The organism is Dinoroseobacter sp. S124A (assembly GCF_049801015.1).
In the GTDB taxonomy this organism is placed as follows: Bacteria; Pseudomonadota; Alphaproteobacteria; order Rhodobacterales; family Rhodobacteraceae; genus Dinoroseobacter.
Genome location: NZ_JBNAGD010000007.1, coordinates 107,090 through 133,759, shown reverse-complemented (window position 1 = coordinate 133,759; position 26,670 = coordinate 107,090). Strand labels below are relative to the sequence as shown.

The window sequence follows — 26,670 nt, the reverse complement described above, 5'->3', positions numbered from 1 at the left end:
CGCACGCCCGGATATCAAGCGCTCCGCATCGGTGATTTCATCGTGACCAACTCTTCGGAGATGGTCGGATGCACCGCGCAGACCCTGTCGAAATCTGCTTTTGTCGCGCCCATTTTCACCGCGATCCCGGCAAGCTGGATCATCTCGCCCGCGTGATCCGCAACGATGTGGCAGCCCAGAACCTTGTCCGTCGCCTGACTAACGACGAGCTTCATCAGCACCCGGTCGGACTTGCCGGCAAAGGCGCCCTGCATCGCCCGGAAGGAGGTGCAATAAATATCCACCGGCTCCTGTTCGCGGGCCTCTTCCTCGCTCAGACCGATCGTGCCCAGCTCGGGCTGGGTGAAAATCGCCGAGGGAATAAGCTCGTGATCGGGCTTGGTGGGATTGCCTTTGAAGACCGTCTCGACGAAGGCCATGCCCTCGCGGATGGCCACGGGTGTCAGCTGCACCCGGTTGGTGACATCGCCGATGGCATAGATCGAGGGGATGTTGGTCTGGGAATAGTCATCCACGACCACCTCACCGCGCCGCCCGACAGCGACCCCGGCCTCCTCCAGGCCGAGCCCGGATGTGGACGGGCTGCGCCCGGTGGCGAACATCACCTGATCATAGACGCCCTCCTGACCATTGGTGGCCTTGACCCAAACCGGACCACTTCCGGATCCCGCCTCGGTCAGCGCCGCCGTGTCCTGAGCTGCGCCTCCCATGGCCGGGTCCGTGCTCGTCAGGATCTGCGCGTTTTCGGCATCGGAGGCCGCGCGCATCTCGACGATATTCGTGCCGAGATGCAGGTTCACGCCCTTCTCGCGCATGGCCTCGGCCACCAGCCCGCGCGCCTCGTCATCGAACCCCCGCAGGATTTGCGCCCCGCGATAATACTGCGTGACCTCCACGCCCAACCCGTTGAGAATGCAAGCAAACTCGCAGGCGATGTAGCCACCGCCAATGATCAGAACCGATTTCGGCAGGCTCTCGAGCTGAAAGATCTCGTTCGAGGTGATGCCCAGATGTGCGTTCGGCAGATCCGGGCGCACCGGGTGCCCGCCCGTGGCGATCAGGATATGCTTGGCGGTCTTGGTCTCGCCCGTGGCAAGCTTCACCGTATGCGGATCGGCGAGGGTTGCGCGGCTGTCGAAAATCTCCACATCCGAGCCGTTCAGAAGACTGCGATAGACCTCCTCCAGCCGGTTCAGTTCGGAATTCAGCTTGGTCCGAAAGGGCAGCCAGTCGAAATCGCCATCCTGGATGTCCCAGCCATAGGCGCGCGCCTCCTCGGGCATCTCGCCATAGCCGGAGGCAAAGACCATCAGTTTCTTGGGAACGCAGCCCCGGATCACGCAGGTCCCGCCCATGCGATACTCTTCGGCAAGCGCCACCTTGGCCCCTTCGGCCGAGGCCACGCGCGCCGCACGGACGCCGCCGGAGCCCCCCCCGATGACGAACAAGTCGTAGTCAAAACTCATGGGGTCGCTCCTGTCTTCCACGCCGGGCCCACCCGGCCCGGTCGTTACAGGTCGGAGAATACGTTGCCCGCGCCGGGGACTTCAACCTGCTCTTGGTGCACGCTTCCGGCATTGATATCGCGCAGCTCGACGGATCCGTCGCCCTTGCCGATCACCACGACGTCGCAGATATCGAGGAAAAGCCCGTTCTCCACCACGCCCGGCAACTGGTTCAGCACCAGCGAGAGCTGGCGAGCGTTTCCAATGCGTTGCAGATCGAGATCGACGATGACATTGCCTTCATCGGTGATATAGGGCGCGTCTCCGTCCATCCGCAGGCGGGTTTCCCGCCCCGTCACATCGATATTGACCAGCGTCTCCTCGATCAGGGTCTTGGTGGTCTCCCACCCGAACTTGATCACCTCCACCGGGAGCGGAAAGGCCCCGAGCGTCGCCACGGCCTTGGACGAATCAGTGATGACGATCATCTGGTCCGATGCGGTTGCCACGATCTTCTCCTGCAGCAACGCGCCCCCGCCGCCCTTGATCAGGTTCAGGCTGGGGTCGAACTCATCCGCACCATCAATGGTCAGGTCGAGCCATTTGACATCGTCGAGGGTCGTGACCGTCAGGCCCAGTTCGCGCGCCAGCTCCGCGGTGCGCGTGGAGGTCGCAACGCAGGTGATCTGCATGCCCTCCTCAGCCACCACTTCGGCCAGATGGCGCACCATCCAGGCCGCGGTTGAGCCGGTGCCAAGGCCGACGCGCATACCATCTTCGATGAACTCGACTGCGCGTTTGGCCGCGACGTATTTGGCGCGATCAATGGGGGACAATTCTCCGGACATAGGGCCTGCTCCTCGACGGTCACGGGCCGCTTATGGGACAAAAGCGCGCGATGCGCGAGACCGGTCCGCGATTTTCCTGAAATTCTCGTGATCCTCCGCGGATTCATGCGCGTTTTTCAGGCCAACCCTCCGATTGCCGCCGGTATTCGATCAGTTCCGCGAGGTGTTCGGCGGGCGCGATCACCAGACAGGCCGGGTCCGAGGCCTCGATTGTGACTCGCGGCGCGTCCACACTGTTGGACGTGCCGATGCGGTCATGCGGATCCAGCCACTCCGCCGTGAGGGGCCAGCGCAGCCCGGTGGTCGTCATCCGCACCGGCTGCATCGGAAAGAGGGACAGGCGGGTCTTTTGCGGCAGACGCAGCACAGCGCGCGGCGGCGCCAGGGTCACCACATCAGTCTCCGAAATCAGCAGGACCTTGCGATGGGCATGGCGCAGAAGAGTGTGAAAACAGGCCAGCTCGTGATCCACCCGCCCCCCGAGAAAGCCGACGCCCAGCGCCAGATCCGCCGGGACCGTGCGCAACGCCTTGTCGAAATCCGTGCTCTCCTGCTCGGGAATATGCGTCACTGGGATGTCCGAAAACGCAGGCGGCAGCGCGTCGGGCTGGCTGTCGAGATCCCCGAGGATATGGCTCGGAACGGCACCAAGTGCGGCTGCATGGGCGACGCCACCATCCACCGCGATGAGAATCGGTGCCTGGGCCAGCGCCGCCTGAATCACGGGAATCGGCGCAGGCCCAGCACCCAAATATGTCACGAATGTGGCGGAATTTTTCGGGAGTTGGGCCATTTCATGACCATTTTCCGAGGCTTGCCAAACTTCAACCATAATTGCTGAAAATTAGGGAATTTTTCTTGTTTTTGTTTGTGAAATGGAAATTGCAGCCCGTATTTTATGTCAGCTGGCTCGGGGGAAGGAAGTGAGCAGGCACATGCAAGATTCGAACAAGATCCTGACGGTCTCTTACGGGACCTTCTCCTGCACCCTTGAGGGGTTCGAGGATCCGTTCTCGGCGATGAAGGACATCGCCGAGTATTTTCGCGATCTTGCCGCCGAGGATCGGTATTTCGGTGCCGAGCCTCCGACGCCCGATGCGCAGATGCTTCAGAACATCGCCCAGCGCCGCGCCACGACCGACGTGAATGCGGATCTGCGCGACGGGGGCGTTCATCTGACACAGGCGCAGCCGGACCCCAGCAGCGACCTGGCCGAGGATGAGATGCCTTCCGAGACCGAAACGGTTTACGAGGATGCCGTCGCCCCGACCGAGCCCGACATCGCAGCGGCCGTGTTCGCGGATCCGATCGTGACTGCCCATGAGGAACCTCCGGTCTTTGCCGAGGATCCGACGCCCCTGCAGGACGCCGAGGCATGGCGCGGTGTCGAGGATGTGAACGCCTTTTTCCAGATCCCCTCAACCGAGTTGCCCCGCCCCAGCGTCCCTGCGGATGCCACACCGGATCTGACCGCCACCGGCCTCAGCGCCTCCAGCATCGCCGCCAAGTTGCAGCGGATCCGCTCGGTGGTGGCCGCAAATGTCGCCGACAGCACTGCCGACCTCGAAGCGCGGTTCGAGGTCGAGGATAGCGACGACCTGACAGACGATGTCACCTATGTCCTGCCGTCTCAGGACAGTAGCGCCATTGTGGAACCGAAGCCGGCTGAGGCTGAGGCTGAGGCTGAGGCTGAGGCTGAGGCTGAGGCTGAGGCTGAGGCTGAGGCTGAGGCTGAGGCTGAGGCTGAGGCTGAGGCTGAGGCTGAGGCTGAGGCTGAGGCTGAGGCTGAGGCTGAGGCTGAGGCTGAGGCTGAGGAAACCTCGCGCGCGCCCCAATACGACACAAGCCCGGAAGTCGACCACGAAGACGAAACCGAGGCACTCCTCGCCCGGATTGCTGGCGACAATACCGAGCTCGTGGACGCTTTCGATGCGGATCTTCGCATTGATCACAACGATCCCGCTGAGGACAGCATCGCCGAGAAGGCGCAGTCAGACGCCCCCGTCGAGGACGCGCTGTCGGATGACGTGGAGCAAGACGTCATTGCCGCGACCCTCGCCCAGCTCAGTGAAACCGAGAAAACTCCGGAAACCGCCACAGCGCCGGAGCGTTCCACCCCCGTGGCACAGGCAGACCCCACTGATGATGTCGCAGAAGAGCAACTGGCTGAGGATACTGACAGTGCTGCGGAATCGGACACCATTCCGCCCCTCGGCATCCAACACTCCGATCTCGAAGCCGCCGTTTCCCTTCTGCGAGGGCGCGATGCTCAGCGTCCGCAGGCGTTCCGGCGCGATACGGACGCTCAGGAGGACGTGCCAGCGGATCCCGAGCCGGTCCTCGCGGATGACATTCTCTTCGACGAGGCGCCCGCGCCCGAAGACCGCTCTGCGCTGTTCTCACCCGTTGATGATGCCGAGACCGTGGACCGGATCCTCGCCAAGACCGATGATGCGCTCAACGAGGAAGGCGCGCAGCATCGCCGCAGTGCCCTGAGCCATATTAAGGCCGCGGTGGCCGCGACATTTGCCGAGCGCCTTATCCCGGGCAAGCGCAAATCCAAGACCGAGATGGACGCTGAGGTGCACGACCAAGGCTTGGAGCTGGATGATGCGACAGCCGCCCCTGAGCCTGCGGATAGCGCGGAAACGGCGCCGCAAGCCGACATCACGGATCTCGAGGACGCGATTGGCGCGGCGGAGATCAAACACAGCAGCCCCGCAGCACAGGACAGTCCCCCGCCTCTGATGCTGGTTCCTCAGGCACGGGTGAATTGGGAGGACACGGATCCCGCCGTCCGTCCGCGCCGGATCACCCGCACCGCCATCGCAGGTCAGGACAAAACCCGCGCGCAGGACACAGGGTTCGCGACCTACGCAGACTCCGTCGGCGCCACCGAATTGCACGAACTGCTCGAAGCCGCAGCGGCCTATCTGAGCGTCGTGGAGGGCAAGACCTATTTCTCGCGTCCGGAGGTCATGCATATGGTCATGCGCCACGACCACGATCGCAGTTTTTCCCGCGAGGACTCCTTGCGGAGTTTCGGGGATCTTCTGCGCAATGGCACGATCGAAAAGATCGAGCGTGGCCAGTTCGTGATTTCAACGGACTCGCGTTTCGTGGCGAACGGCTAGGATGGCGCGAGCCAGCCAGACAGACCCGCACGGTTTGGAACCAGACACAGCCGCGGATGCCTCATCTTTCCGATGCATCCACCCCGCCCTGCGTCGTCAGGCGTCGTCCCGCGGCTGATCCGGATCAGGCTGCCCGATCCCTTTGAACACGAACTTGAACGGCACCGCCCAGATGATCCCGAGCCCGACATAGACGCTCAGTTCAACCCAGAAGGGCGGACGGTCCAGCAGGTTCAGGATCGTCACCGCCGCCACGATATAGGCTGGCAATCCCAAAAGTAGGATCACCAGCGCCCATCGTCGCCGCGCCTTGTAAGATAACGCCATCTCTCTGCCCGTGTTCAGTCCGCGAAAGGGTCGGTCACGAGGATCGTGTCATCTCGTTCCGGTGATGTGGAAAGTAGCGCCACCGGGCATTGGATCAACTCCTCGATCCGGCGTACATATTTCACCGCGTTGCCCGGCAGGTCGGCCCAGCTCCGCGCGCCTTCCGTGCTGTCGGACCAACCGGCGATTTCCTCATAGACCGGCTTGCACCGCGCCTGGGCATCCGCCGCCGTCGGCAGGTAATCCAGCGTTTCTCCGTCCAGCTCGTAGCCGACACAGATCTTGAGCGTGTCGAACCCGTCCAACACATCGAGCTTGGTCAGCGCGATCCCGTTGACCCCAGATGTCGCGCAAGTCTGGCGCACCAGCGCCGCATCGAACCAGCCGCAGCGGCGCTTGCGCCCGGTGACGGTGCCGAATTCACGACCACGCTCGCCCAGACGCTGCCCCTCCGGCGTGTCGAGCTCGGTGGGGAACGGCCCTTCGCCCACCCGGGTGGTATAGGCCTTCACGATCCCCAGCACATAGTCGATGGAACCGGGCCCGATCCCGACCCCGGTCGCGGCCTGACCGGCGATCACATTCGAAGACGTCACGAAGGGATAGGTGCCGAAATCGATGTCCAGCAGCGCGCCCTGCGCCCCTTCGAACAGGATCCGGCGGCCCGCCTTGCGCTTCTCGTTCAGAACCTTCCAGACCGGAGCCGCGTATTCGAGAATCGCCGGCGCGATCTCCTGCAACTGCGCGATCAGCGCATCACGGTCCACGGGCGAGATCCCCAGCCCCTTGCGGAGCGGATCATGGTGCTGCAGCGCGCGATCGACCCGCGCCTCGAGCGTCGCGGCATCGGCCAGGTCCGCCACGCGGACCGAGCGGCGCCCGACCTTGTCCTCATAGGCGGGACCGATTCCACGCCCGGTCGTCCCGATCTTGGTCCCCTTGGAGGCCGCCTCCTCGCGGGCGCGGTCCAGCTCGCCATGGATCGGCAGGATCAGCGGCGTGTTCTCCGCGATCATCAGCGTCTCGGGCGTGATCTCGACGCCCTGCGAGCGGATCTGCGCGATCTCCTTCACCAGATGCCACGGATCGAGCACGACCCCGTTGCCAATCACCGAGAGCTTGCCGCCCCGCACCACGCCAGAAGGCAGCGCGTTCAGCTTGTAGACCTCGCCATCAATCACAAGCGTATGACCTGCGTTATGTCCGCCCTGGAAACGTGCGATCACATCCGCGCGTTCCGAGAGCCAGTCCACAAGCTTGCCCTTGCCCTCGTCGCCCCATTGCGCGCCCACGACCACTACGTTCGCCATCTCGGCCCTCACTTCGTGTTTCAGGAAACCCGCGCCGGTATATCCATGCTGGTCCGGTGGGGAAACCGCAAAATGCGCGGCGCGGGCGCGCAGCACTGGACGCGCGGGGCGGTATTTGGCAGCACGGGCGCAAAGGCGCGCCAAAACGAGGGACAAAGATGGACATCCTGATCCGCTGGCTGGCGGCATTCCTGCTGCTGGCTGCCACCTATAATCCGACGGATTTCAACTATATTCGCTGGGCTTTGGGCAATCACGAGGCGCAATTGTCGGTGGTGGTCCTGCTCGGGCTCCTGCTGAGTGTCGGCTATATCATCTTTCTGCGCGCGACCCTGCGCTCCATCGGGCTTTTCGGGATGATCCTGATTACCGCGATTTTCGCCGCTCTGATCTGGGTTCTTTATGATCTGGGCTTGCTGCGGCTGGAGAATCCCGGGGTCCAGACCTGGCTGGGCATTCTCGCGCTGTCCATCGTTCTGGGGGTCGGGCTGAGCTGGAGCATCGTGCGCCGCCGCCTCAGCGGGCAGGCGGATGTGGATGACGTGGACGCCTGAGACATCTGAGGGCTTGCGAGCCGGTCCCGGACGCCTTAGGTAGCCGGGGTCCGCATAACGAGGCCGAACCGTCCATGGAAAACGTCATCCTGATCGTCCACCTGCTCCTGGCGCTTGCGCTGATTGGCGTGGTGCTCCTGCAGCGCTCCGAAGGGGGCGGTCTGGGTATGGGTGGCGGTGGTGGCGGCGGCGCCATGACCGGACGGTCGGCGGCGACCGCCCTCGGCAAGATGACCTGGGTTTTGGCCATCGCCTTTATCGGCACGTCGATCACGCTGACGATCCTCGCCGCGGCGAATTCCAACAACGCCTCCGTGCTGGACCGGCTGACCGATCAGCCCGTTCCGCCCCCGGTGGAGCAGAACGACCTGCTGCCCCCGGCCTCGGACCTGTTGCCGCCCGCGTCCAGCGACCAGCCCCTGCTGCCGCCGCGCGCGGAGTAAACCCTAGTCCTAGGGAAAAAGTTAACGCGGACCGCAGGATATAGCGGTCCGGTTGCCAAAGCGGGACGAATCCTTTACAGGTTAAATCCCGTGGAGACACGGGTTCAGGGGCCACGATTCCCCTGCATCCTTTCCAAAATTTTGCAAGATCCCCAGGGAAACGGGGATGGACGGGAGAGCCGAGCCCAATGGCACGCTATGTTTTCATCACGGGCGGGGTTGTCTCTTCGCTGGGTAAGGGACTGGCCTCTGCGGCCCTCGGCGCACTGCTGCAGGCGCGCGGATTTTCGGTCCGCCTGCGCAAGCTGGATCCGTATCTGAACGTGGATCCCGGCACCATGAGCCCGTTCGAGCATGGCGAGGTCTTCGTGACCGATGACGGGGCCGAGACCGATCTCGACCTCGGCCATTACGAGCGGTTCACCGGCGTCGCGGCGCGGCGCACCGATTCCGTCAGCTCGGGCCGGATTTATTCAAATGTGCTCGAGAAAGAGCGGCGGGGCGACTACCTCGGCAAAACGATCCAAGTGATCCCCCATGTCACCAACGAGATCAAGGATTTCATCGATATCGGCGATGACGAGGTCGATTTCATGCTCTGCGAGATCGGCGGCACGGTCGGCGATATCGAGGGGCTGCCCTTCTTCGAGGCGATCCGCCAATTCGGACAGGACAAGCCGCGCGGGCAATGCATTTTCATGCATCTCACGCTGCTGCCCTGGATCGCGGCCTCGGGCGAGTTGAAGACCAAGCCGACTCAGCACTCCGTGAAAGAGCTGCGCTCCATCGGCATCGCGCCCGATGTGCTGGTCTGCCGCTCCGAGGGGGTAATCCCCCAGAAGGAGCGCGACAAGCTCGCACTGTTCTGCAATGTCCGCCCCGAGAGCGTGATCGCGGCGCAGGATCTCAAATCCATTTACGAGGCGCCGCTGGCCTATCACCGTGAGGGGCTCGATCAGGCGGTGCTCGACGCGTTCGGCATCTCGCCCGCCCCGAAACCGGACCTGAGCGTGTGGCATGACGTGGCCGACCGGATCCACAACCCCGAAGGTGAGGTGACCGTCGCGATCGTGGGCAAGTACACCCAGCTCGAGGACGCGTATAAATCCATCGCCGAGGCCCTGACCCATGGCGGCATGGCGAACCGGGTGCGCGTGAAATCCGAATGGATCGACGCCGAGATCTTCGAGCGCGAGGACCCGGTGCCGCATCTTGAGAAATATGATGCCATCCTCGTGCCGGGCGGCTTTGGCGAGCGCGGCACCGAGGGCAAGATCAAGGCCGCGCAATTCGCCCGCGAGCACAAGATCCCCTATCTGGGGATCTGCCTCGGGATGCAGATGGCCGTGATCGAGAGCGCGCGGAACCTCACGGACCTAACCGATGCAGGCTCCGAGGAGTTCGATCACGAGGCGGGCAAGCGCCGCTTCACGCCCGTGGTCTATCACCTCAAGGAATGGGTGCAGGGCAATCACAAGGTCGAGCGCAAGGTCGATGATGACAAGGGCGGCACCATGCGGCTCGGGGCCTATACCGCGCAGCTTGTCGAGGGCTCCAAGGTCGCCGGGATCTATGGCAGCACCACGATCGAGGAACGGCATCGCCACCGCTACGAAGTGGACATCAAATACCGGGATCAATTGCAGGCCGAGGGCCTGATCTTTTCCGGCATGTCCCCCGATGGCCGCCTGCCCGAGATTGTCGAGGTCAAGGACCATCCGTGGTTCATCGGCGTCCAATTCCATCCGGAATTAAAGTCTAAGCCGTTCGAGCCGCATCCTCTCTTTGCGGATTTCGTGCGGGCCGCCAAGGAGAACAGCCGCCTCGTCTGAGGCGCAGGGTTTGGCGCAAGGTTTGGTGCGCGGGAGTCTGGGGGCTCTGCCCCCGGCGCGATGCGCCTCCCCCGGAGTATTTCCGGAACAATGAGAGGCTGCGATGACGCTTCCGTTTCATGTCTATGACGTGTTCACCGACACACCGTTCACGGGCAACCCGCTGGCCATTGTCGAAGAGGCAGACGGGCTGAGCACGGCGCAGATGCAGATCATCGCGCGGGAGTTCAACCTGTCCGAGACGATCTTTGTCCAGCGGTCGGAGGATGCGACACAGACGGCGCGGGTGCGGATCTTCTTTCCAACCGGTGAGATCGACTTTGCCGGACATCCGACCATCGGCTGCGCCCTGCATCTTGCGGCACAGCGCGGTCTCGATCAGGTGGTGCTGGGCGAGAACGCGGGCCCTGTGCCGGTCGAGATTGCCGACGGGCGCGCCACGCTCTCGGCGCCGGTCCTGCCCCACCCGCATGGGCCAGAGTGTGATCCAGCGCTGGCTGCGCGCGCGGTCGAGCTGGACGGTGTGGGCTTCGGGCGCCACCGTCCCGGCGTGTTTGCCGGGGGACCGGCCTTTGCTTATCTTCCCGTGGCGGATCGCGCGGCCCTGCGGCGCGCCCGCCCGATCGAACCCTATTGGTCCGAGCTGATGACCGCCTGCGACGTGGACAGCGCTTATCTCTATACCCCGACGCCAGAGGGCTATGCCGCGCGGATGTTCTCGCCCACTGCGGGGATCCCCGAGGATCCTGCGACCGGCTCGGCCAGCGCGATCCTCGCCGCGCAGTTGCTGGTTTCTGGCGCGTTGCCCGAGGGTACCACGCGCCTCAGCCTGACCCAGGGCGAGGATATGGGGCGGTTGAGCCGGATCGGGTTCGAGGCCCAGGTGACCGATGGCGCCCTGTCCTGCGTGCGGATCAGCGGGCAGGCCGTGCCGATCTCGCAGGGGCGCATCTGTCGTCCCTGACCGCTTTGGCCGCCGGCCCGAACGCAGAAAAGCCGCGCTGGCCCGCGCGGCTCGTTCCCGTGTCCAGAGACCGGAGAGTTCGCCCGAAGGGCGGGCGTTGTCAGAAGATGACGCGGATCAGCAAGAGGTTCGGCACGATCATCGCGAACCACAGAACGAACCATTTCGACGCGCCGGCCACCTTGCCGAATTTGCTGCCGCCCTGAACCGCTTCGCCATATCCCGCAGCTGCCGCCATCCAGGCGTAGCCCGAGGCTTCCTTGCGGCGCTTCTCGGCCTCGATGGACGCGAGGGCCGCGGCGTGCTTCTCTGCGTAGGGGTTGTCGATATAGGCGCGCTGGCGATCTTCGAGATTGGACATGGTCTCTCCATAAGGTCTGGTAGGGGGGTACATGTGGCGCACATGCGCAGGGTCAAGTTTCCGGGACCCCTACTTGTTGAAACGCGCTGATCCGGGCAAGGTTCCGCCATGACGCTCCTGCCCGCTGAGACCCCGCATTTCTTTGGCTATGGCTCGCTCGTGCATCGCGGCACCCATGACTATCCGGTGCGCATGCGGGCAGAGGTACGGGGCTGGCGTCGGGTCTGGCGGCACTCCCGCCATCGCAAGGTCGCCTTCCTGACGGTCACGCGCGCGCCGGGCGCATCCATCGCCGGGCTCGTTGCGGCCGTGCCGAACGCGGATTGGGCGGCTCTGGATGCAAGGGAGCGGGCCTATGACCGGATCCGGCTTGGGCCCCATGAGCAAGCCGAGGCGACCGCGCTCGACCTGCATGTTTATGAGGCCAGTCCCCACCATGTCGCGGATCCGGACCAGCGCCATCCGATCCTGCTGAGCTATCTCGACACGGTGATCGGCGGGTATCTTGCGGAGTTCGGGCGCGCGGGTGCCGAGGCCTTCTTCGAGACGACGGATGGCTGGGATGGTCCGGTGCTCAACGACCGGAGCGCGCCGATCTATCCGCGGGCCCGCCCCTTGCAGGACGCGGACCGGGCGCTTGTCGACAGCGCCCTCGCCGCCCTATCGGCGCAGGTGCAACAGCCCGAGGAGACGGGCCTGCCGGGCGAAGGGCGCGCGCTCTGAGCTGCCGGGCTGGGCCATGACCCGCCGCGCCAGCCAGATGGCCAGAAGCCCGAAGAGAATTCCGCCGACCGCCTGCCCGATCAACACCCCCAACGCCCCGAACCAGAGCGCGCCGAGCATCACGAACGGGATCGTGCCGACCGTGTGCCGCCCCCAGTTGAGCCAGGTCGAATAGAACGGGTGGCCGAGGTTGTTGAAGGCCGCATTGGCCACGAAGAGTGCGCCGTTGAAAAAGAAGGTCAGCGCCAGGGGACCGCAGAACAGGTAGACCAGCGCCCGCGCCTCGCCCGTGGCCTGAAACAGGTCCGCCAGCGGTGCCCGAGCCAGATAAAGCAGCAGCGCCGCCGCGACCACATAGAGCGCCGTGAACAACAGCCCGTCGCGAAAGGCCCGCCGCACCCGGTCCGGCTGGTTTGCGCCGAAATTCTGACCGATGATCGGCCCGATCGCCCCGGACAGCGCGAAGATCACGCCGAACGCCACAGGTGTCAGGCGCGAGACCATGGCCAGCCCCGCCACCGCATCCGGACCGTAGGCCGCCATGGCGCGGGTGACATAGGCCTGCCCCAGCGGTGTGGCGAGCTGGGTCAGGATCGCCGGGGCCGCGATGGTCAGATGCGGCCCGAAATCCTGCGCGAGACGGCGCAGGCCGGGCCGGATCAAGCCGCCATATTCTTGGAAGATCGGGCGCAGGGCGACTGCGGCAATGGCGATCCGCGCCGCCACCGAGGCGAGCGCTGCACCGACCAGCTCCAGGTCCAGGACGAAGATCAGGATCGGATCGAGCACGCCATTGACCAGTGAGCCCCAGATCGTCGCCATCATCGCCGCGCGCGCCGCCCCATGGGCGCGCAGGATCGCGCCCCCGGCCATCCCGATCATCAGGAGCGGGAGGCTCGGCACCACGATCTGAAGGTACAGTACCGCAAGATCCGCCGTGGCCCCCTCTGCACCGATGAGATGCACCAGCATGTCGAGATTGACCCAGACCAGGGCCGCAAAAAGCGCCCCGAACAGCACCCCGTAGATCAGCGAGGTCGAGGCCCGTTGCCGGGCGAGGTCTTCATCCCCGGCCCCCAGCGCCCGGGCGACCAGCGCCCCGGTGGCGATGGCCACACCGATCCCGAAGGAGGTGGTGAAGAACAGGATCGCCCCCGCATAGCCCACCGCCGCGGCCAGTTCCGCCTGCCCCAGCATCGCGATGAAGATCATGTCGAGGAAATCGACAAAAAACACCGCGACCAGCCCGACCGACGCGGTCAGCGACATCACGGTGACATGGCGAAAGAGATTGCCTGTCAGGAATTTGGCAGCTTCGGCCATCGGGCCTCCGGGGTCACGCGAGCGTAGCGAGCCCGGAACCGTCTGTCCAACCCGAAGGTCTGGCGCGCGCATCCGCGGCAGGCCCGGCCAACCGCCGGGCCCAAGCCGGGCCGGATCCGCTCAGAGCGTCGGTTTTTTCTGCAGCAGGCGCATCACATCGGCCATCTCGGGACCGCGGTCGAGCCCGGTCACCGCCCGGCGCAGCGGCATGAAGAGACCCTTGCCCTTGCGGCCCGACGCGGCTTTCACCTCGGCGGTCCAGCTCGACCATGTGTCCGGGCCATAGGGCGGCTCCGGCAGGCGGGCGAAGGCATCGGCGACGAAATCGCGGTCTTCCTCGGCCACTTTGGGGGCCCCGCCATCGCGGAAGAGATGCCACCAGCCCGGCAGATCCGCGCGCGTGGTGATATTGGCGCGTGCAACCTCCCAAAAGGTTTCGGCCAGATCCGCCGGCACACCCAGCGCCGCGATCTCGTCGGCCATCTCGGCAAACGGGACTCCGTGCAGGAACCGCGCCGTCAGCGGCAGCAGATCGTCACGGTCGAATTTGGTGGGCGCGGATCCAAAACTGCTCAGATCGAACCCTTCGATCAGCGCATCGAGACTGTCGACCAGCTCCACCGGCTGGGACGAGCCGAGCCGCGCCATCAGGCTCAGAAGCGCCATGGGCTCGATCCCGTCGGCGCGCAGATCGCGCAGGGCCAGCGTGCCGAGCCGCTTGGACAGCGCCTCGCCCTGCGGGCCGGTCAGCAGCGAGTGGTGGGCAAATTCCGGATGGCCATGACCGAGCGCGGCCATGATCTGGATCTGGGTCGCGGTATTGGTCACATGGTCCGAACCCCGCACCACATGGGTCACGCCCATTTCGGTGTCATCAACCACCGAAGCAATCGTATAGAGCACCTGACCGTCGCCTCGGATCAGCACCGGGTCCGAGACCGATGCCGCGTCGATGGACAGATCCCCGAGGATCCCGTCCGTCCAGGCGATCCGCTCGTGATCTAGCTTGAACCGCCAGACCCCCTGCCCCCGCTCGGCCCGCAGCGCGGCCTTCTCGTCCTCGGACAGGGCCAGCGCCGCACGGTCATAGACCGGGGGCTTGCCCATGTTCAGCTGCTTCTTGCGCTTGAGGTCCAGCTCGGTCGGCGTCTCGAATGCCTCATAGAACCGCCCCGCCGCGCGCAGGGCATCGGCGGCCTCCGCATAGCGATCCAGCCGCTTGGACTGGAACTCGATCCGGTCCCAGGTGATCCCGAGCCAGCTCAGATCCTCCTGGATCGCGTCCACATATTCCGGCTTGGAGCGTTCCGGATCCGTGTCATCGATGCGCAGGATGAACGTCCCGCCGGCCTTGCGGGCAATCATGTAGTTGAACAGCGCGGTGCGCAGATTGCCCACATGAAGGTAGCCGGTGGGCGACGGCGCGAAACGGGTGGTGGTCATGGTGGTCTCCTTGCCCGGTCCCTTTCCATACTCCCGCGCCATTGTCCACGCAGTATGCCGCAGGCCGCGCCCCGGGCGGGTGTTTGACAATCGCGGCAAGTTCCCGTCCCATAGCGCTGCCGAACTTTGGGAGGAGGGAGGACATGGGCGCTGAAACAGGCGACCGGACGTGACGGGGTTCTTGCATGATCTGATCGCTGCAGCCCCGGACACATCTCACTGGACCCGGGACGGGCACAGCTATGGCAACCTGCGCGCAGCGGTATCGGCACTGGCCGAGACGCTGGCGCGGCATGGGGTGCATCCCGGCGACCGGGTGATGCTGATCACCGAGACCTGCCGCCCGGCCATTCACGCGATCCTCGCGCTCAGTCGCCTTGGTGCGACGGTCGCGCCGGTCAATGCGCGCCACACCCCCGCCGAGATCGCAGCACTCCGGACACATCTGCAGCCGCGCGCCGTGCTGATCACCCCCGACAGCTCGCCCGAGGCAGCAAACCATGGCACAACGCTGGGCGCGCACCCGCTGGCAGACGGGCTGGACATGACCCCGCCCGAGCCCGTGCCCCCCTCGGCCTGCCCCGCGCGGCCCGAGGACCGGATTGCCGCGATCCTTTACACGACCGGCACGACACAGACCCCCAAGGGCGTGATGCTGAGCCATGCCAACCTGTGCTGGAATGCCCGGACCTCCGCCGACCTGCGGGATATGGTGCCGGGGGATCTGGTGCTCGCGGTCCTGCCAATCACCCATATCTTCGGCTTTGCCTCGGTGGTGCTCTCGGCGCTGGCCACTGGCGCGCGGCTCTGGCCCATGGCACGGTTCGATCCCGCCCGCGTGGCTGCCGCGCTGGCCGCGGGGGTCAGCGTCTTTCCCGGCGTGCCCCAGATGTTTGCCCGGCTGATCTCCGAGACGACCGCGGGCTCCGCGCCGGATCTGCGGTATCTCTCGGCCGGGGGCGCACCGCTCGATCCCGATTGGAAGACGCGGATCGAGTCGCGCTATGGCCTGCCCCTGCATAATGGCTACGGGATGACCGAGGCCAGCCCGGGGATCTGTGCCACGCGCCCCGCCGCGCCGCGCGCGGATATCTCTGTCGGCACCGCCCTGCGCGATGTGCACCTGCGGCTCGATCCCGAGGGCGCGCTGGAACTGCGCAGCCCCGGGGTGATGCGCGGGTACTTCCGCGACCCGCTGGCAACACGTGCAGCCCTGACCCCCGATGGCTGGCTGCGCACCGGCGATCTTGCAAGGATCGACCCCGATGGCGCGGTGCATATCCTTGGCCGCGCGAAGGAGCTGATCATTCGCGGCGGCTTCAACATCTACCCGCCCGAGGTCGAGGCGGCCCTGTCGCTCCACCCGGATGTGGCCCAGGCCGCGGTGATCGGGCGCCCCCGCGCCGGGGATGAAGAGGTGCTCGCCTTCGTCCAGACCACCGCGCCTGTGCGCGAGACGGCCTTGCGCGACTGGTTGCGCGCGGACCTGGCCCCCTACAAGATCCCGGCGCGGATCCTCGTGGTCGACAGACTGCCCACCGCCCCCACGGGCAAGATCCTGAAACACAAACTGCTGGACATGTTCGCCCATGACCTGCCCCATGATCTGCCCCCCGAGACGGAGACCCCATGCCCGGCCCAGTAACCACGACGCGCAGCGGACAGGTCGCGCTGGTCGCCCTCGACAATCCACCGGTCAACGCCGCCTCGCACGGGCTGCGCAGCGCATTGGTCGAGACCCTGCACACCCTCGATGCGGACCCGCAAATCAGGGCGATCGTGCTCTACGGTGTCGGGCGCGGCTTCATCGCGGGTGCGGATATCCGCGAGTTCGGCAAGCCACCGCGCGACCCGCTCCTGCCCGAGGTCTGTCTCGTGCTGGAACGCTGCGTGACGCCAGTGATCTCGGTTCTGCATGGCGCGACCCTGGGTGGCGGGTTCGAGGTGGCGCTTGCGACCCATGCGCGGGTGGCCCTGCCCGGTGCGCTTTTCGGCTTTCCCGAGGTGACGCTCGGCATCCTGCCCGGCGCGGGCGGCACCCAGCGCGCGCCGCGGCTCGCGGGTCTGGCCCCGTCGCTGGAACTGATCACCACCGGGCGGCGCATCGGCGCCGAGGAGGCGCTGGAGCTCGGCCTGATCGACCGGATCTGTGAAGGCGCACCGGCGGAGATCGCCCTGCAGATGGGCGAGGCCGTCCTCGCGGGCGATCTGGCGACCCGGGTCACCGGGGCCTGCGACGTGCCCCCTGATCAAGCCGCGCTGGAGGCCGCGCGCAGCAAGGCCGCAGCCTCGCCGCTCTTTGCGCCGCTGCGCTGCGTGGAGGCGGTGGCGGCCAGTGCGCTGCCGCTCGACGCAGGGCTCGCGCAGGAGCGCACCCTGTTCAATGACTGCATGGCCTCGCCCCAGCGCGCCGCCCTGATCCACGCCTTTTTCGCAGAACGCGCCGTGGCCAAGATCCCCGAGGCCGACGCCACCCCCCGCGACATCCAGAGCACCGGCGTGCTCGGCGCGGGCACCATGGGGCGCGAGATCGCGGTTGCGCTGCTGATGGCGGGGCTGCCCGTGACGCTGGTCGAGCCCAAGCCCGCGATCCGCGCCGAGGCCGAAGACTGGATCATGAGGACGCTGGACGGGGCGGTCGCGCGCGGCAAGCTCAGCACCCCCGGGGCCGAGGCCGCGCGGGCAGGATTGCGAACCGCCGAAGACCTGAGCGCGCTGGCGGAGGTCGATCTGGTCATCGAGGCCGTTTTCGAGGATCTCGACCTCAAGCAGGAGGTGTTCCGCGCGCTCGATGCCACCTGCAAGGCCGGGGCGATCCTCGCGACCAACACCTCCTACCTCGATATCGACCGGATCGCGGCGGCCACGGGGCGCCCGGCGGATGTGATCGGTCTGCATTTCTTCTCGCCCGCCCATATCATGCGGCTGCTGGAGGTCGTGGTGGCCCGCGACACCGCGCCCGAGGTGGTGCGCACGGGCTTCGCGCTCGCCAAGCGGCTGCGCAAGGTGGCCGTGCGCGCCGGGGTCTGCGACGGGTTCATCGGCAACCGGATGCTGGCCCGGGTCCGGGCCGAGGCGGACGCGCTGGTCCTTGAGGGCGCCACCCCGTGGGAGGTAGACGCCGCACTCGAAGCCGCAGGTTTTGCCATGGGCCCCTTCGCCGTCTCGGATCTCGCCGGGCTCGATATCGGGCAGGCCGGGCGTCAACGGCGGGGCGAGGTGGCCCCCGTCTCGGACGCGCTCTGCGACAGGGGCTGGTTCGGGCGCAAGACCGGGAGGGGCTATTACCTGCACAAGGGCAAGTCTCGGGTGCCGAACCCGGATGTCACCCCGCTGATCGACGCCGCGCGTCACACCCCGCCGCGCAGCTTCACGCCTGAGGAGATCACCACCCGCTACCTGACCGCCATGGCCGCCGAAGGGGCGCAGATCCTCGCCGAGGGGATCGCCCTGCGCCCGATCGACATCGACGCGGTCACACTCTTTGGCTACGGCTTCCCGCGCCATCTGGGCGGCCCCATGCATTGGGCCGACACAATGGGGCTCGGGACGTTCATCGACCGGCTCGGCGGCAGCGCACCCGAGATCCTGCAGCAGCTCCATCTGGAGGGCCGCAGCCTCGCCGATCTGAACTGAGCCCCGCTCAGTCCACGGGCAGGCCGCTCGGCACGGTCTCAGGACGCCCGAGCGGCCGGGTCTCAGCACTCTCTCCGGTCAGCGCATGAAGAAAGGCGACCAGATCCGCCACCGCCGCATCGGACAGGGTCACGGGCGTGATATCGAGAACCGCCGCCTGACGCGCGATCTCGGCCCGGTCCGACCGAATGACGAAATCGATCTCGGCCAGCCAGGGCACCTCGGGCAGTTGCGCCACCGCAGGGGTCCACCCGGCGCGCGCCGCGGCCGGGTCGAGATGATGGCGCAGGATCCCCTCCAGCGTCGGATAGGCGCCGTTATGCCCATAGGGCCCGGTCAGGGCGACATTCCGCAGGGGCGGCGTGCGGAACCGGTACGCATCCTCGAGCCGGTTGCTCTCCCCCACCCGGCCCATATCGCGCGGGATCGGATCCCATTGCCGGGTCCGGCCGGGGCCAAAGGCGGGCAGGCCAAGGGCGTGGAATTCCTGATCCGTCAGAAGCGGGCCGGAATGACAGGTCGCGCAACCCGCATCGCCAAAGAACAGATCCATGCCCCGGGCCGCCTCGGGGCTGAGCGCGTCCGTGTCACCGGCCAGATAGGCGTCAAAGGGGCTGTCGAAATTGGCCCATTCCGTGCCGATAAACGCAGCCAGCGCATTGGCGATCTCGACAATCGTGACCTGCTCGGGCGCGTCGATATGGTCAAAGCTCGCCACGAACATCGCGCCATAGTCCGGGATCGTACGCACCCGTTTGGCGAGGATCGGCCAAGCCGCGTCGATCCGGTCATGGACCGCGCCCGCGATCTCGTTCTCCTTGGGGTTCCCGGCCATCTCGAACTGCGCCACCAGCGGCAGCACGGCCTGCGCGGCAAGAATGCTCTCGAAGCCCTCGGGCAACCACTCCTGCGCGGGTGAGTTGAATCCGTTTCCATAAAGGTCCGAGACCTCCAGCCGCCCGTCATGGAAGAGAACCTCCACATCGCGATGCCCGAGGTTCCACAATGCCGGCGCATTGCGCGGGATCCGTTTGCGGATCCGGTCGTCGCCCCTCCCCGCCGTGCGCTTGGGCCCGACCCCGGTCCCGCCTTCGCCGATCCCGAGGCTCAGCCCATCCGCGCCCCCATGGTCATGGTGATGGCAGGTCCCGCAAGAGATGTTTCTGTTGCCCGACAGGATCTTGTCATAAAACAGAAGCTGACCGATCCTCGCATGATCGGGATCGAACGGATGAAAATCCCCCGGCCCGAGAGGATCCGGAAGCTCCGCCAGAGCGGGGCCTGCGAAAAGGAAAGCGACAAGATGAAGGCAGCGCTGCATGGGGCGATTTTGGCGCTCTTTATCGGAGTTTCAAGTCCAGCTTTCGCCGATCTGGAACCTGCGCGCGATCTGATGGAAGAGGGCCGCTTTGCCGAAGCCAAGGATCTGCTCTGGCCCGCCGCGCGGTCCGGCAATGCCGAAGCCGAGGAACTGATCGGGGTGATGTACGCGCTGGGGCTTGGTGTCGATCAGGACTACACCCGCGCCTTCGAGTGGTATCTGCGCTCGGCCATGAAAGGGCATCCCGGCGCGCAATCGGGGGTCGGGTGGTATTACGAGGTGGGTCTGGGGATGCCCGGCCCGGATCTGGTGCGGGCCTATATGTGGTACGTCCTGAGCGCGATTGGCGGCGACCCGGATGCCGCCGACAGCCAGGAAGAGGTCCGCAAGAAAATGACCGCAGATCAGGTCGCCAAAGCCCATGAGCTGGTCGATGACTACAAGGTCTGGATGTACCCCTTCCGGTGAGTGTCACCGAGCCAAACGCGCAGGAGGACCAGCATGCCAAACTGCATCGCATGCGATCAGAACATCAGTGAAAACGCCCGGATCTGCCATATCTGCGCGACACCGCAGAAAACCTTCTGGCGCAGCTTGGGCCGCATCGTTGCTATCGCGTCAGCGATCTCCGTGGTCGGCTCGGCCCTTACGGTCGGCGTGACCTTCTACCCGCAAGCGCGCGCGCTCTTTGTTCCGCCCCGACTGGAGCTCTACCAGGTCGAGATTCTCCCGGTGCCGCGCCGCTCGACATCGGAGCCTGAGCGCGAGCGCTGGGAGTTCTCGGTGGCTAACAAGGGACGCACGGATCTGTTTTTGACGCGCATCGTGATCGCGCCAACGGGCATCGCGCAAGACTACATACGCGGCAAGAACTTCGTTGTGAATCAAGAGATCAAGCAGGGGGAGAACCACGTGGTCCGGCTCGAGGTCGCAAAACCGGATCCGAGGTTTCAGCCTCTCTCTCAAACCGCATTCGACCAGTTTGCCGAGACACGGGGCCCACTCGATGGGCGGCGCTGCATGACCTTCAGGGTCCGCCCCGCCGACCTCTTTGGCTCGGAGGCGCCGCGTGAGATCCGCGTCACGAATTCCGAGATAGACCTGCAATCGACGCTGTTGGTGAGTTCGATCAGTACGGGTGGCGATCTCGACCCGCAGGTCCAAGAGCTCGCGATCAAGGGCATCCGGGTCGGCCTGAACCGTCCCGGATGTATCGACTAGGGCCCATCGCGACCTGCGCGATGGACCCTATTTTGCTCAGTTCAGATCTGCGGCACGGGCGGCGTTGATCTCGGCCTCGGCCTCTGCCACGGCGGAGTTCAGCGCCTCGAACACCTCTTCGCCACGGCCGACATTGGCTTTGAACCAGTCAAAGACCGGAGCGGCCGCTTCCTTGAAGGCGGCCTTTTCGTCCGGGGTCGGCACATAGAGGTCGCCGCCACCGGCCACGAATTCCTCATAGGCGGCGATGGACTTCCGCTTCGGCGAGGCGAAGGTCGCCTGCTGTAGCGCATAGAACCCGTCCACCACGACGCGGCGCATGTCTTCGGGCATCTCGAGGAAGCGCTGATTGCTCATCCACCAGAGCGCACCCATATAGGCATGCCCGTCGAGGGTCACATACTGCAGGCCCGCATCGGGGAACTTCATGCCCATGATGTCGGTGATGCCGTTCTTGGACCCCTCGACCACACCGGTCTGGAACGAGGTGAAGAGCTCCGGCCACGGGATCGGGGTCGGGGACGCGCCGAGCGCCCGGACCAGCTCCTGCGGCAGGTCGGCGACCACGGTGCGGATCTTGAGGCCTTCCATGTCGGCGGGTGCGGCCACGCGGCGCTCGGTATTGGCAAAGTTGCGCCAGCCGCCGGTATTGCCCACGGTCATAAGGCGGATCGTGTCGCCGCTGTCTTCGAGCGCCATCTGGCGCAGCTTGCGGGTGAAATCGCCCGCCAGCACGGCCTCGGCAACCCGGTCATCGGCCATCAGGTAAGGCAGGTCAAGAACCTGCACGTAAGGAAAGATCCCCGAGGCCCCGCCCGAGGTCGAAATGTAGATATCGATCGAGCCATCGGCCACGCCCTGCAGGCATTCCGCGCCGTTCGAGCACAGCTGCGTGCCGATAAAGAGCTCGACCGCGATGGCGCCGTTCGACGCGCTCTCGACGAAGTTCTTGAAGACCACGAGGCCGTCATAATCCTCGTCGTTTTCGTTGGAATTCGCCGTGGCGCGCAGGGTGTAGTCCTGTGCGGTCGCTGCCAGCGGGGTGGCGATCAGCATCGCACCGGCCAGAAGAGCCTTCAGGGTGTTTTTGTACATTGTGTACCTCCTCAGTTGGTCGTGTTCTTTGCGGTTGTTATGTCGTGTGTCTCTCCGACGCCGTCATTCGACAAAGCCGGTCAGGCGGGGAATGGTCATGGAAATCGCGGGGACATAGGTGATCAGGAAGATCACGAAGATCTCCACCGCGAGGAAGGGCAGGATCGCCTTGGCGATCCGTTCCACCCGCTCGCCCGACACCGAGCTTGCCACGAAGAGGACAAGCCCCATGGGCGGCGTTGCCAGCCCCACGGTCAGGTTCACGCTCATGATGATCGCGAAATGGATCGGGTCGACGCCCAGATCGACGAAGATCGGCCCAAGGATCGGCCCCAGAATGATGATCGCCGGCCCCGCATCAAGGAACATCCCCACCACGAACAGCAGCAGGTTGATCAGCAGCAGAAGGATCAACGGGTTGTTCGACAGCGAGAGCATGAAATCGGCCATGATCTGCGGCGCGTAGCTCAGGCTGACCACGGTCTTGAACGCCATGGCCGCCCCCACCAGCAGCAGCACCACCGCCGAGGTGATCCCGGCCCGGCCCAGAATATCCGGCAGCTCGGACACCTTGAGCGTCCGCAGCACGAAGAACCCGATGAAGAGCGCATAGGCCACGGCCACGGCGGCGGCCTCGGTCGGGGTGAAGACGCCTACGAGGATACCGCCCAGAATGATGACCGGCGTCATCAGCGGGAAGAACGCCTTGAGGCTCGCTTGGCCCCGCTCGCCCCAAGTGGTCTTGGCCGAGGCGATGGGGAAGTCGTATTTGTCCGCCATCACCTTGACCATGAGCATCAGGCCCACGCCCACCAGAATCCCCGGCACGATGCCCGCGAGAAACAGCGCCGCGACGCTCTCGCCCATCACATAGGCATAGATGATCATGATGCCCGACGGTGGAATGATCGGCCCGATCACCGAGCTGGCCGCCGTGATCGCGGCGGCAAAGCGTCGGCTATAGCCCTGCTTTTCCATCGCCGGGATCAGCATGGAGCCCAGCGCCGAGGTATCGGCCACCGCCGAGCCCGACAGCCCGGCAAAGAGCATGGAGGACAGGATGTTCACATGGGCCAGACCGCCCCGGAAATGCCCCATCAGGGCCTGGGCGAACTCGACCAGTCGCATGGTGATACCGCCGCGGTTCATCAGCTCGCCCGCGAGCATGAAGAACGGGATCGCCATCAGCGGGAAGCTGTCCATCCCGTTATAGACGTTACGATAGAGCAGCGTGATGTCGCGCTCTTGCCCGTTGAGCCAGAGCAGCAGACCGGGCGCGGCCAGCAGACCGAACACCACCGGCAGGCCGATCATAAGGAAGAGCAGGAAAAGAGGCAGGAACCAGATCAGCATCTCACTCGGCCCCCGCCATCTCTGCGCCGGGGATGGCCGGCAGTTGGTCACCGCCACCCAACAGGGATATGACAGCGCGCAGGATCAGCTCGATATTGGCGGAAATCATCATGATGATCCCCACCAGCAAAGACGCCATCATCCAGCTGCGCGGCACCCGGAACCACTCGGTGAAGCCGAGATCCAGCGGCACATAGAGAGAGGCGGTCGCGAATTTGCCACCGAACCCGGTGACCTCGGACCAGCCGATCTGCACCGAGATCACCAGCACCAGCAGCATCACGAATAGCAACAGCAGCGAGAGCAGCGCGCCGACCTTCTGGGGCAACATCCGCACCACCATGTCGATCGCCACGAACCCGCCGCGTCGGAACGCCGTGGGTGCCATCAGCCCGGTCATCCACAGCATGGCGAAGCGCGCGGCCTCGTCCGGCCATGGGAGCGCGTTGTTCAGAACATAGCGGAAAAACACCTGGATCAGGATCGCGACCACCATGGCGGCCACGCAGATCACCCCGATCCCGCGGCCGAGCTTGAACACGGCCTCGTTCACGATCCGGAACGGTGCAAGCACCGCCAGTAATGCGCTCATGGCGCGTCCTCCTCCCATTGGCGGGCGGGGATCATTTGGCGTCCCCGTCTCCGCGTCCCCTTCAGGCCCGAAGGCCTAGTGACCGACGAAGCGGCCGAACATGCCTTCGCTGAAGACAAGCGCCTCGCCATCGCGATAGCCAGCTTCCAGGACCTCTCCGACGACGATCATATGATCGCCCGCATCATGTGTCTGCACTGTTTTGCATTCGAACCGGGCCAGGCAATCGGCCAGCAGCGGCACGTCATGGGGGCACGGATCAAGCTCCAGCCCCGCAAAGGCGTCCGCCCGCTGCGCGAAGCCGCGCGCGACCTCCATCTGGCCCTGACCGAGGATGTGGATGGCAAAGCGATCCGCCCCGGCAAAGGCGTCAAACCGGCTTGATTTCTTCGCCGGGCACCACATCAGAAGCGGCGGGTCGATCGACACGCTGGAAAAGCTGTTGGCGGTAATCCCCATGGGCCCGTTCGGCCCCTGCACGGTCACGACAGTGACCCCGGTCGGGAAACGCCCCATGGCGTTGCGAAACTCCCGGGCGGTCTCGGGACCGGGGGTGAAAGGCGCAAGGCGGGTCATGTCGGTCATATGCGGGGCTGCTCCATCGGCCATGTCAGGGAACCTCCGCCCCATTGGCCGCCTCATAGAGGGCAAACCATGTCTCGCGGTCCATCTTCACCTTCAAGGCATCGGAGAAGGTCGCGATGCGGTCAAGCTTGTTCGTCCCCATCACCGGCACAATTCCCGCCGGATGGGCCAGAAGCCAGGCCACGGCAACCGCCGCGCGATCCACGCCCTGCGCGTTCGCCACCTGATCGAGCGCCTTGCCCGCCGCGTGGTCACCGGTCATCAGCGACCCGCCACCCAGAGGCGACCAGGCCATGGGGGCCACGCCACGTTCCTGCAGGAAGGCGAGATCACCATTGGTGAAGGCGGCATTCGTGCTCAGGCTGATCTCGATCTGATTGGTGACCAGCGGGGTCTCCATCGCCGATTGCAGCAATGTCCAGTCATGGAGCTTGAAGTTCGACACGCCCACGGCGCGCACCTTGCCCGAGGCCACAAGGCCGTCCAGCGCCGCGCCGGTCTCGCGGTGATCCATCATCGGGTCGGGACGGTGCACCAGCAGCAGGTCGATCTGCTCGATATTCATCAGCCGCAGGGAATGCGCGACGGAGGCTTCGATATGCGCCCGCGATGTGTCGTAATGCTTTACCTTCGCGCTGGCATAGCGGCCCACGGGCGCCACGATATCGCATTTCGTGACGATCTCGCATTTCTCGCGCAGACCCGGGGCTGCCTTCAGGGCCGCGCCCAGCAGCTCCTCAGCCTCGTAGCCGCCATAGATATCGGCCTGATCCAGTGTGGTGATCCCCTGCGCGAGGCAGGCTTCGATCTTGGCCTGAATATGGGCGGGCGAGGTGTCGCTGTCCTCGTCCAGACGCCACATGCCATAGACGATGCGGCTCATGCTGAGATCTTCGGTAAGTTGGGTGCGGTCCATCAGCGGCGCTCTCCGGCGGCAAGGGGTGTGGCAGGGGGGCTGGCGGGGACGCGCCCGTAAGCCTCCGGCATGGAACAGGTTTTCAGCTCGGGCAGGACGAGGCGCCCAAAATGCTCGGCCTCCTCCAGATGGGGGTAGCCCGAGAAGATGAAGGCCCGGATGCCCATCTTCTTGTACTCTTCGATCTCCGACAGGACCTGATCGGCGGAGCCCACGAGGGCGGCCCCGCAGCCCGAGCGCGCGCGCCCGACCCCGGTCCAGAGATGGGGCTCCACATAGCCGTATTCATCTGCGATATCGCGGTTCTTGGCCTGATGGGACACGCCCAGCGAGCCCGAATCCAGCGCCCGTTCGCGGATCGCGCGGCCATACTCGTCATCAAGCTTCGAGGTGATGTGCTCGGCGTATTCCTTCGCCTCCGCCTCGGTGTCGCGGACAATCATATGCACCCGCAGCCCGTAATCGAGGGTGCGGCCCTTCTCGGCCGCGCGGGCATGGACGGCTTCCATCCGGCCCTTGATGTTCTCCTTGGGCTCCGGCCACATCAGGTAGACATCGCAATGCTCGGCGCACAGATCGAGCGCGTCGGGGCTGTACCCGCCAAAGTACAACAGCGGCCCGCCGGTCTGGTAAGGGCGTGCGGGATCCGTGGTCAGGCCCGAGAAGTTATAGACCTCGCCCTCGTGATTGATCTCGTCGCGGGTCCAGGCCTGCTTGAGGATCTCCACCACCTCGCGGGAGCGCTGATAGCGATAGGGGCTGGGTTCCTTCTGGCCCGGGAAGTCCGAGCTGATGATGTTCACCGTCAGACGGCCCTGCAGCATGTGATCGAGCGTCGCTATGGTGCGCGCCAGCATGATCGGCTGCATCTCGCCGCAGCGCACGGCCGCCAGCATGTTGATGGTCTCGGTGATCGGCGCGCAGCCCGCCACGAAGCTCAGCGTATCCTGACCCACCTGGTACGAGGACGGGCAGAGGATGTTGCGAAAGCCCAGCCGCTCGGCGGTTTTCACGATCTCGCTGCAATGGGACCAGGACGAGCGCAGGTCGCCCTCCGGCACGCCCAGATAGCGGTAATCGTCCGAACACAGGGCAGCGAACCAGGAAACCTCGGCAGCGTCGAGATCAGCAGAGGTGACAGGTACGACGGTCATGGAAAGCGTCTCCGGAAGGTGCGATTTTCATTGTGCGTAGCATCCGCCTTGATGTAGATCAATCCTGTATCAATTTTATTCCGGTCCCCG

The 26,670-nt window shown here is 65.2% G+C and carries 25 protein-coding genes; 10 read left to right on the top strand and 15 right to left on the bottom strand.

The features are described from left to right. Positions 1–14 precede the first annotated feature (14 nt). The 3 genes from ACP15I_RS17295 to ACP15I_RS17285 form a co-directional block, all read right to left on the bottom strand. Positions 15–1,466, bottom strand: a complete 1,452-nt coding sequence (locus tag ACP15I_RS17295; RefSeq protein ID WP_424976039.1) for an FAD-dependent oxidoreductase — start codon at positions 1,464–1,466, stop codon at positions 15–17. A 44-nt stretch (positions 1,467–1,510) separates the two neighbouring features. Beyond that, on the bottom strand, positions 1,511–2,293 hold the full coding sequence (gene rpiA, locus ACP15I_RS17290) for a ribose-5-phosphate isomerase RpiA (RefSeq protein WP_424965554.1): 783 nt from the start codon (positions 2,291–2,293) through the stop codon (positions 1,511–1,513). Positions 2,294–2,396: 103 nt separating this feature from the next. Beyond that, positions 2,397–3,053, bottom strand: coding sequence for a thiamine diphosphokinase (locus ACP15I_RS17285; protein WP_424976037.1), 657 nt, complete (start codon positions 3,051–3,053; stop codon positions 2,397–2,399). A 175-nt stretch (positions 3,054–3,228) separates the two neighbouring features. Here ACP15I_RS17285 and ACP15I_RS17280 point away from each other — a divergent pair, with 175 nt between their 5' ends. Then, entirely contained in the window at positions 3,229–5,427 is a 2,199-nt protein-coding gene (locus ACP15I_RS17280) for a hypothetical protein (protein ID WP_424976036.1), read from the top strand. Between the two features lie 96 nt (positions 5,428–5,523). On the opposite strand, the gene ACP15I_RS17275 is transcribed toward ACP15I_RS17280, so the two are convergent. Further along, positions 5,524–5,754 carry a DUF2842 domain-containing protein gene (locus ACP15I_RS17275; RefSeq protein WP_424965551.1) on the bottom strand — a complete coding sequence of 77 codons (231 nt, stop codon included), beginning with the start codon at positions 5,752–5,754 and terminating at the stop codon, positions 5,524–5,526. Positions 5,755–5,768: 14 nt separating this feature from the next. After that, positions 5,769–7,064 (bottom strand): adenylosuccinate synthase, encoded by a 1,296-nt coding sequence (locus ACP15I_RS17270; protein ID WP_424965550.1) that lies wholly within the window; start codon positions 7,062–7,064, stop codon positions 5,769–5,771. A 158-nt stretch (positions 7,065–7,222) separates the two neighbouring features. Between ACP15I_RS17270 and ACP15I_RS17265 the strand changes: the two genes are divergently transcribed. From ACP15I_RS17265 to ACP15I_RS17250, 4 genes are all read left to right on the top strand, one after another. After that, the gene (locus ACP15I_RS17265) at positions 7,223–7,618 is read left to right on the top strand and encodes a DUF6524 family protein (RefSeq protein WP_424976035.1); all 396 of its coding nucleotides are present in this window, start codon (positions 7,223–7,225) and stop codon (positions 7,616–7,618) included. Positions 7,619–7,692: 74 nt separating this feature from the next. Beyond that, entirely contained in the window at positions 7,693–8,061 is a 369-nt protein-coding gene (secG, locus tag ACP15I_RS17260; protein WP_424965548.1) for a preprotein translocase subunit SecG, read from the top strand. Positions 8,062–8,249: 188 nt separating this feature from the next. Beyond that, complete coding sequence (locus ACP15I_RS17255; RefSeq protein WP_424976034.1) at positions 8,250–9,893, top strand: CTP synthase; 1,644 nt, start codon at positions 8,250–8,252, stop codon at positions 9,891–9,893. A 103-nt stretch (positions 9,894–9,996) separates the two neighbouring features. Beyond that, positions 9,997–10,857 (top strand): PhzF family phenazine biosynthesis protein, encoded by an 861-nt coding sequence (locus tag ACP15I_RS17250; protein ID WP_424976033.1) that lies wholly within the window; start codon positions 9,997–9,999, stop codon positions 10,855–10,857. A gap of 100 nt (positions 10,858–10,957) precedes the next feature. On the opposite strand, the gene ACP15I_RS17245 is transcribed toward ACP15I_RS17250, so the two are convergent. Further along, positions 10,958–11,218 carry a hypothetical protein gene (locus tag ACP15I_RS17245; protein WP_424965544.1) on the bottom strand — a complete coding sequence of 87 codons (261 nt, stop codon included), beginning with the start codon at positions 11,216–11,218 and terminating at the stop codon, positions 10,958–10,960. 108 nt (positions 11,219–11,326) lie between these two features. On the opposite strand from ACP15I_RS17245, the gene ACP15I_RS17240 reads away from it, so the two are divergent. After that, a complete protein-coding gene (locus tag ACP15I_RS17240) occupies positions 11,327–11,941 on the top strand; it encodes a gamma-glutamylcyclotransferase family protein (RefSeq protein WP_424976032.1) in 615 nt (204 codons plus the stop codon). Here ACP15I_RS17240 and ACP15I_RS17235 read toward each other — a convergent pair. Both ACP15I_RS17235 and gltX read right to left on the bottom strand, forming a co-directional pair. Beyond that, a complete protein-coding gene (locus ACP15I_RS17235; RefSeq protein WP_424976031.1) occupies positions 11,879–13,264 on the bottom strand; it encodes an MATE family efflux transporter in 1,386 nt (461 codons plus the stop codon). The genes ACP15I_RS17240 and ACP15I_RS17235 overlap by 63 nt on opposite strands. 120 nt (positions 13,265–13,384) lie before the next feature. Then, entirely contained in the window at positions 13,385–14,707 is a 1,323-nt protein-coding gene (gene gltX, locus ACP15I_RS17230) for a glutamate--tRNA ligase (protein WP_424976030.1), read from the bottom strand. 169 nt (positions 14,708–14,876) lie between these two features. On the opposite strand from gltX, the gene ACP15I_RS17225 reads away from it, so the two are divergent. Continuing rightward, a complete protein-coding gene (locus ACP15I_RS17225) occupies positions 14,877–16,352 on the top strand; it encodes a class I adenylate-forming enzyme family protein (protein ID WP_424976029.1) in 1,476 nt (491 codons plus the stop codon). Next, on the top strand, positions 16,337–18,343 hold the full coding sequence (locus ACP15I_RS17220) for a 3-hydroxyacyl-CoA dehydrogenase NAD-binding domain-containing protein (protein WP_424976028.1): 2,007 nt from the start codon (positions 16,337–16,339) through the stop codon (positions 18,341–18,343). Before ACP15I_RS17225 ends, ACP15I_RS17220 begins: the two co-directional genes overlap by 16 nt. Positions 18,344–18,350: 7 nt before the next feature. On the opposite strand, the gene ACP15I_RS17215 is transcribed toward ACP15I_RS17220, so the two are convergent. Further along, positions 18,351–19,664, bottom strand: coding sequence for a cytochrome-c peroxidase (locus ACP15I_RS17215; RefSeq protein WP_424976026.1), 1,314 nt, complete (start codon positions 19,662–19,664; stop codon positions 18,351–18,353). On the opposite strand from ACP15I_RS17215, the gene ACP15I_RS17210 reads away from it, so the two are divergent. Both ACP15I_RS17210 and ACP15I_RS17205 read left to right on the top strand, forming a co-directional pair. Further along, a complete protein-coding gene (locus tag ACP15I_RS17210) occupies positions 19,647–20,132 on the top strand; it encodes a tetratricopeptide repeat protein (RefSeq protein ID WP_424965536.1) in 486 nt (161 codons plus the stop codon). The genes ACP15I_RS17215 and ACP15I_RS17210 overlap by 18 nt on opposite strands. A gap of 33 nt (positions 20,133–20,165) precedes the next feature. Next, positions 20,166–20,885 carry a hypothetical protein gene (locus ACP15I_RS17205; RefSeq protein WP_424976025.1) on the top strand — a complete coding sequence of 240 codons (720 nt, stop codon included), beginning with the start codon at positions 20,166–20,168 and terminating at the stop codon, positions 20,883–20,885. Positions 20,886–20,921: 36 nt separating this feature from the next. On the opposite strand, the gene dctP is transcribed toward ACP15I_RS17205, so the two are convergent. The 6 genes from dctP to ACP15I_RS17175 all read right to left on the bottom strand — a co-directional run bounded on the left by dctP (position 20,922) and on the right by ACP15I_RS17175 (position 26,580). Next, on the bottom strand, positions 20,922–21,980 hold the full coding sequence (gene dctP, locus ACP15I_RS17200) for a TRAP transporter substrate-binding protein DctP (protein ID WP_424976024.1): 1,059 nt from the start codon (positions 21,978–21,980) through the stop codon (positions 20,922–20,924). 63 nt (positions 21,981–22,043) lie between these two features. Continuing rightward, positions 22,044–23,333 (bottom strand): TRAP transporter large permease, encoded by a 1,290-nt coding sequence (locus tag ACP15I_RS17195; protein ID WP_424965533.1) that lies wholly within the window; start codon positions 23,331–23,333, stop codon positions 22,044–22,046. Between the two features lies 1 nt (position 23,334). Then, positions 23,335–23,925 carry a TRAP transporter small permease gene (locus tag ACP15I_RS17190; protein ID WP_424965531.1) on the bottom strand — a complete coding sequence of 197 codons (591 nt, stop codon included), beginning with the start codon at positions 23,923–23,925 and terminating at the stop codon, positions 23,335–23,337. 75 nt (positions 23,926–24,000) lie between these two features. After that, positions 24,001–24,534, bottom strand: coding sequence for a flavin reductase family protein (locus tag ACP15I_RS17185; RefSeq protein ID WP_424965530.1), 534 nt, complete (start codon positions 24,532–24,534; stop codon positions 24,001–24,003). 1 nt (position 24,535) lies between these two features. After that, positions 24,536–25,426, bottom strand: coding sequence for an aldo/keto reductase (locus ACP15I_RS17180; protein WP_424976023.1), 891 nt, complete (start codon positions 25,424–25,426; stop codon positions 24,536–24,538). Further along, a complete protein-coding gene (locus ACP15I_RS17175) occupies positions 25,426–26,580 on the bottom strand; it encodes an LLM class flavin-dependent oxidoreductase (protein WP_424976022.1) in 1,155 nt (384 codons plus the stop codon). The genes ACP15I_RS17180 and ACP15I_RS17175 overlap by 1 nt, the downstream gene beginning before the upstream one ends. Between the last annotated feature and the right edge of the window lie 90 nt (positions 26,581–26,670).

Bases quoted from the DNA above. Each gene is read 5' to 3' on its own strand.
- ACP15I_RS17295 (WP_424976039.1), bottom strand. From the start codon at position 1,466: ATGAGTTTTGACTACGACTTGTTCGTCATCGGGGGGGGCTCCGGCGGC.
- rpiA (WP_424965554.1), bottom strand. From the start codon at position 2,293: ATGTCCGGAGAATTGTCCCCCATTGATCGCGCCAAATACGTCGCGGCC.
- ACP15I_RS17280 (WP_424976036.1), top strand. From the start codon at position 3,229: ATGCAAGATTCGAACAAGATCCTGACGGTCTCTTACGGGACCTTCTCC.
- ACP15I_RS17275 (WP_424965551.1), bottom strand. From the start codon at position 5,754: ATGGCGTTATCTTACAAGGCGCGGCGACGATGGGCGCTGGTGATCCTA.
- ACP15I_RS17270 (WP_424965550.1), bottom strand. From the start codon at position 7,064: ATGGCGAACGTAGTGGTCGTGGGCGCGCAATGGGGCGACGAGGGCAAG.
- ACP15I_RS17265 (WP_424976035.1), top strand. From the start codon at position 7,223: ATGGACATCCTGATCCGCTGGCTGGCGGCATTCCTGCTGCTGGCTGCC.
- secG (WP_424965548.1), top strand. From the start codon at position 7,693: ATGGAAAACGTCATCCTGATCGTCCACCTGCTCCTGGCGCTTGCGCTG.
- ACP15I_RS17255 (WP_424976034.1), top strand. From the start codon at position 8,250: ATGGCACGCTATGTTTTCATCACGGGCGGGGTTGTCTCTTCGCTGGGT.
- ACP15I_RS17250 (WP_424976033.1), top strand. From the start codon at position 9,997: ATGACGCTTCCGTTTCATGTCTATGACGTGTTCACCGACACACCGTTC.
- ACP15I_RS17245 (WP_424965544.1), bottom strand. From the start codon at position 11,218: ATGTCCAATCTCGAAGATCGCCAGCGCGCCTATATCGACAACCCCTAC.
- ACP15I_RS17240 (WP_424976032.1), top strand. From the start codon at position 11,327: ATGACGCTCCTGCCCGCTGAGACCCCGCATTTCTTTGGCTATGGCTCG.
- ACP15I_RS17235 (WP_424976031.1), bottom strand. From the start codon at position 13,264: ATGGCCGAAGCTGCCAAATTCCTGACAGGCAATCTCTTTCGCCATGTC.
- gltX (WP_424976030.1), bottom strand. From the start codon at position 14,707: ATGACCACCACCCGTTTCGCGCCGTCGCCCACCGGCTACCTTCATGTG.
- ACP15I_RS17220 (WP_424976028.1), top strand. From the start codon at position 16,337: ATGCCCGGCCCAGTAACCACGACGCGCAGCGGACAGGTCGCGCTGGTC.
- ACP15I_RS17210 (WP_424965536.1), top strand. From the start codon at position 19,647: ATGAAGGCAGCGCTGCATGGGGCGATTTTGGCGCTCTTTATCGGAGTT.
- ACP15I_RS17215 (WP_424976026.1), bottom strand. From the start codon at position 19,664: ATGCAGCGCTGCCTTCATCTTGTCGCTTTCCTTTTCGCAGGCCCCGCT.
- ACP15I_RS17205 (WP_424976025.1), top strand. From the start codon at position 20,166: ATGCCAAACTGCATCGCATGCGATCAGAACATCAGTGAAAACGCCCGG.
- dctP (WP_424976024.1), bottom strand. From the start codon at position 21,980: ATGTACAAAAACACCCTGAAGGCTCTTCTGGCCGGTGCGATGCTGATC.
- ACP15I_RS17195 (WP_424965533.1), bottom strand. From the start codon at position 23,333: ATGCTGATCTGGTTCCTGCCTCTTTTCCTGCTCTTCCTTATGATCGGC.
- ACP15I_RS17190 (WP_424965531.1), bottom strand. From the start codon at position 23,925: ATGAGCGCATTACTGGCGGTGCTTGCACCGTTCCGGATCGTGAACGAG.
- ACP15I_RS17185 (WP_424965530.1), bottom strand. From the start codon at position 24,534: ATGGCCGATGGAGCAGCCCCGCATATGACCGACATGACCCGCCTTGCG.
- ACP15I_RS17180 (WP_424976023.1), bottom strand. From the start codon at position 25,426: ATGGACCGCACCCAACTTACCGAAGATCTCAGCATGAGCCGCATCGTC.
- ACP15I_RS17175 (WP_424976022.1), bottom strand. From the start codon at position 26,580: ATGACCGTCGTACCTGTCACCTCTGCTGATCTCGACGCTGCCGAGGTT.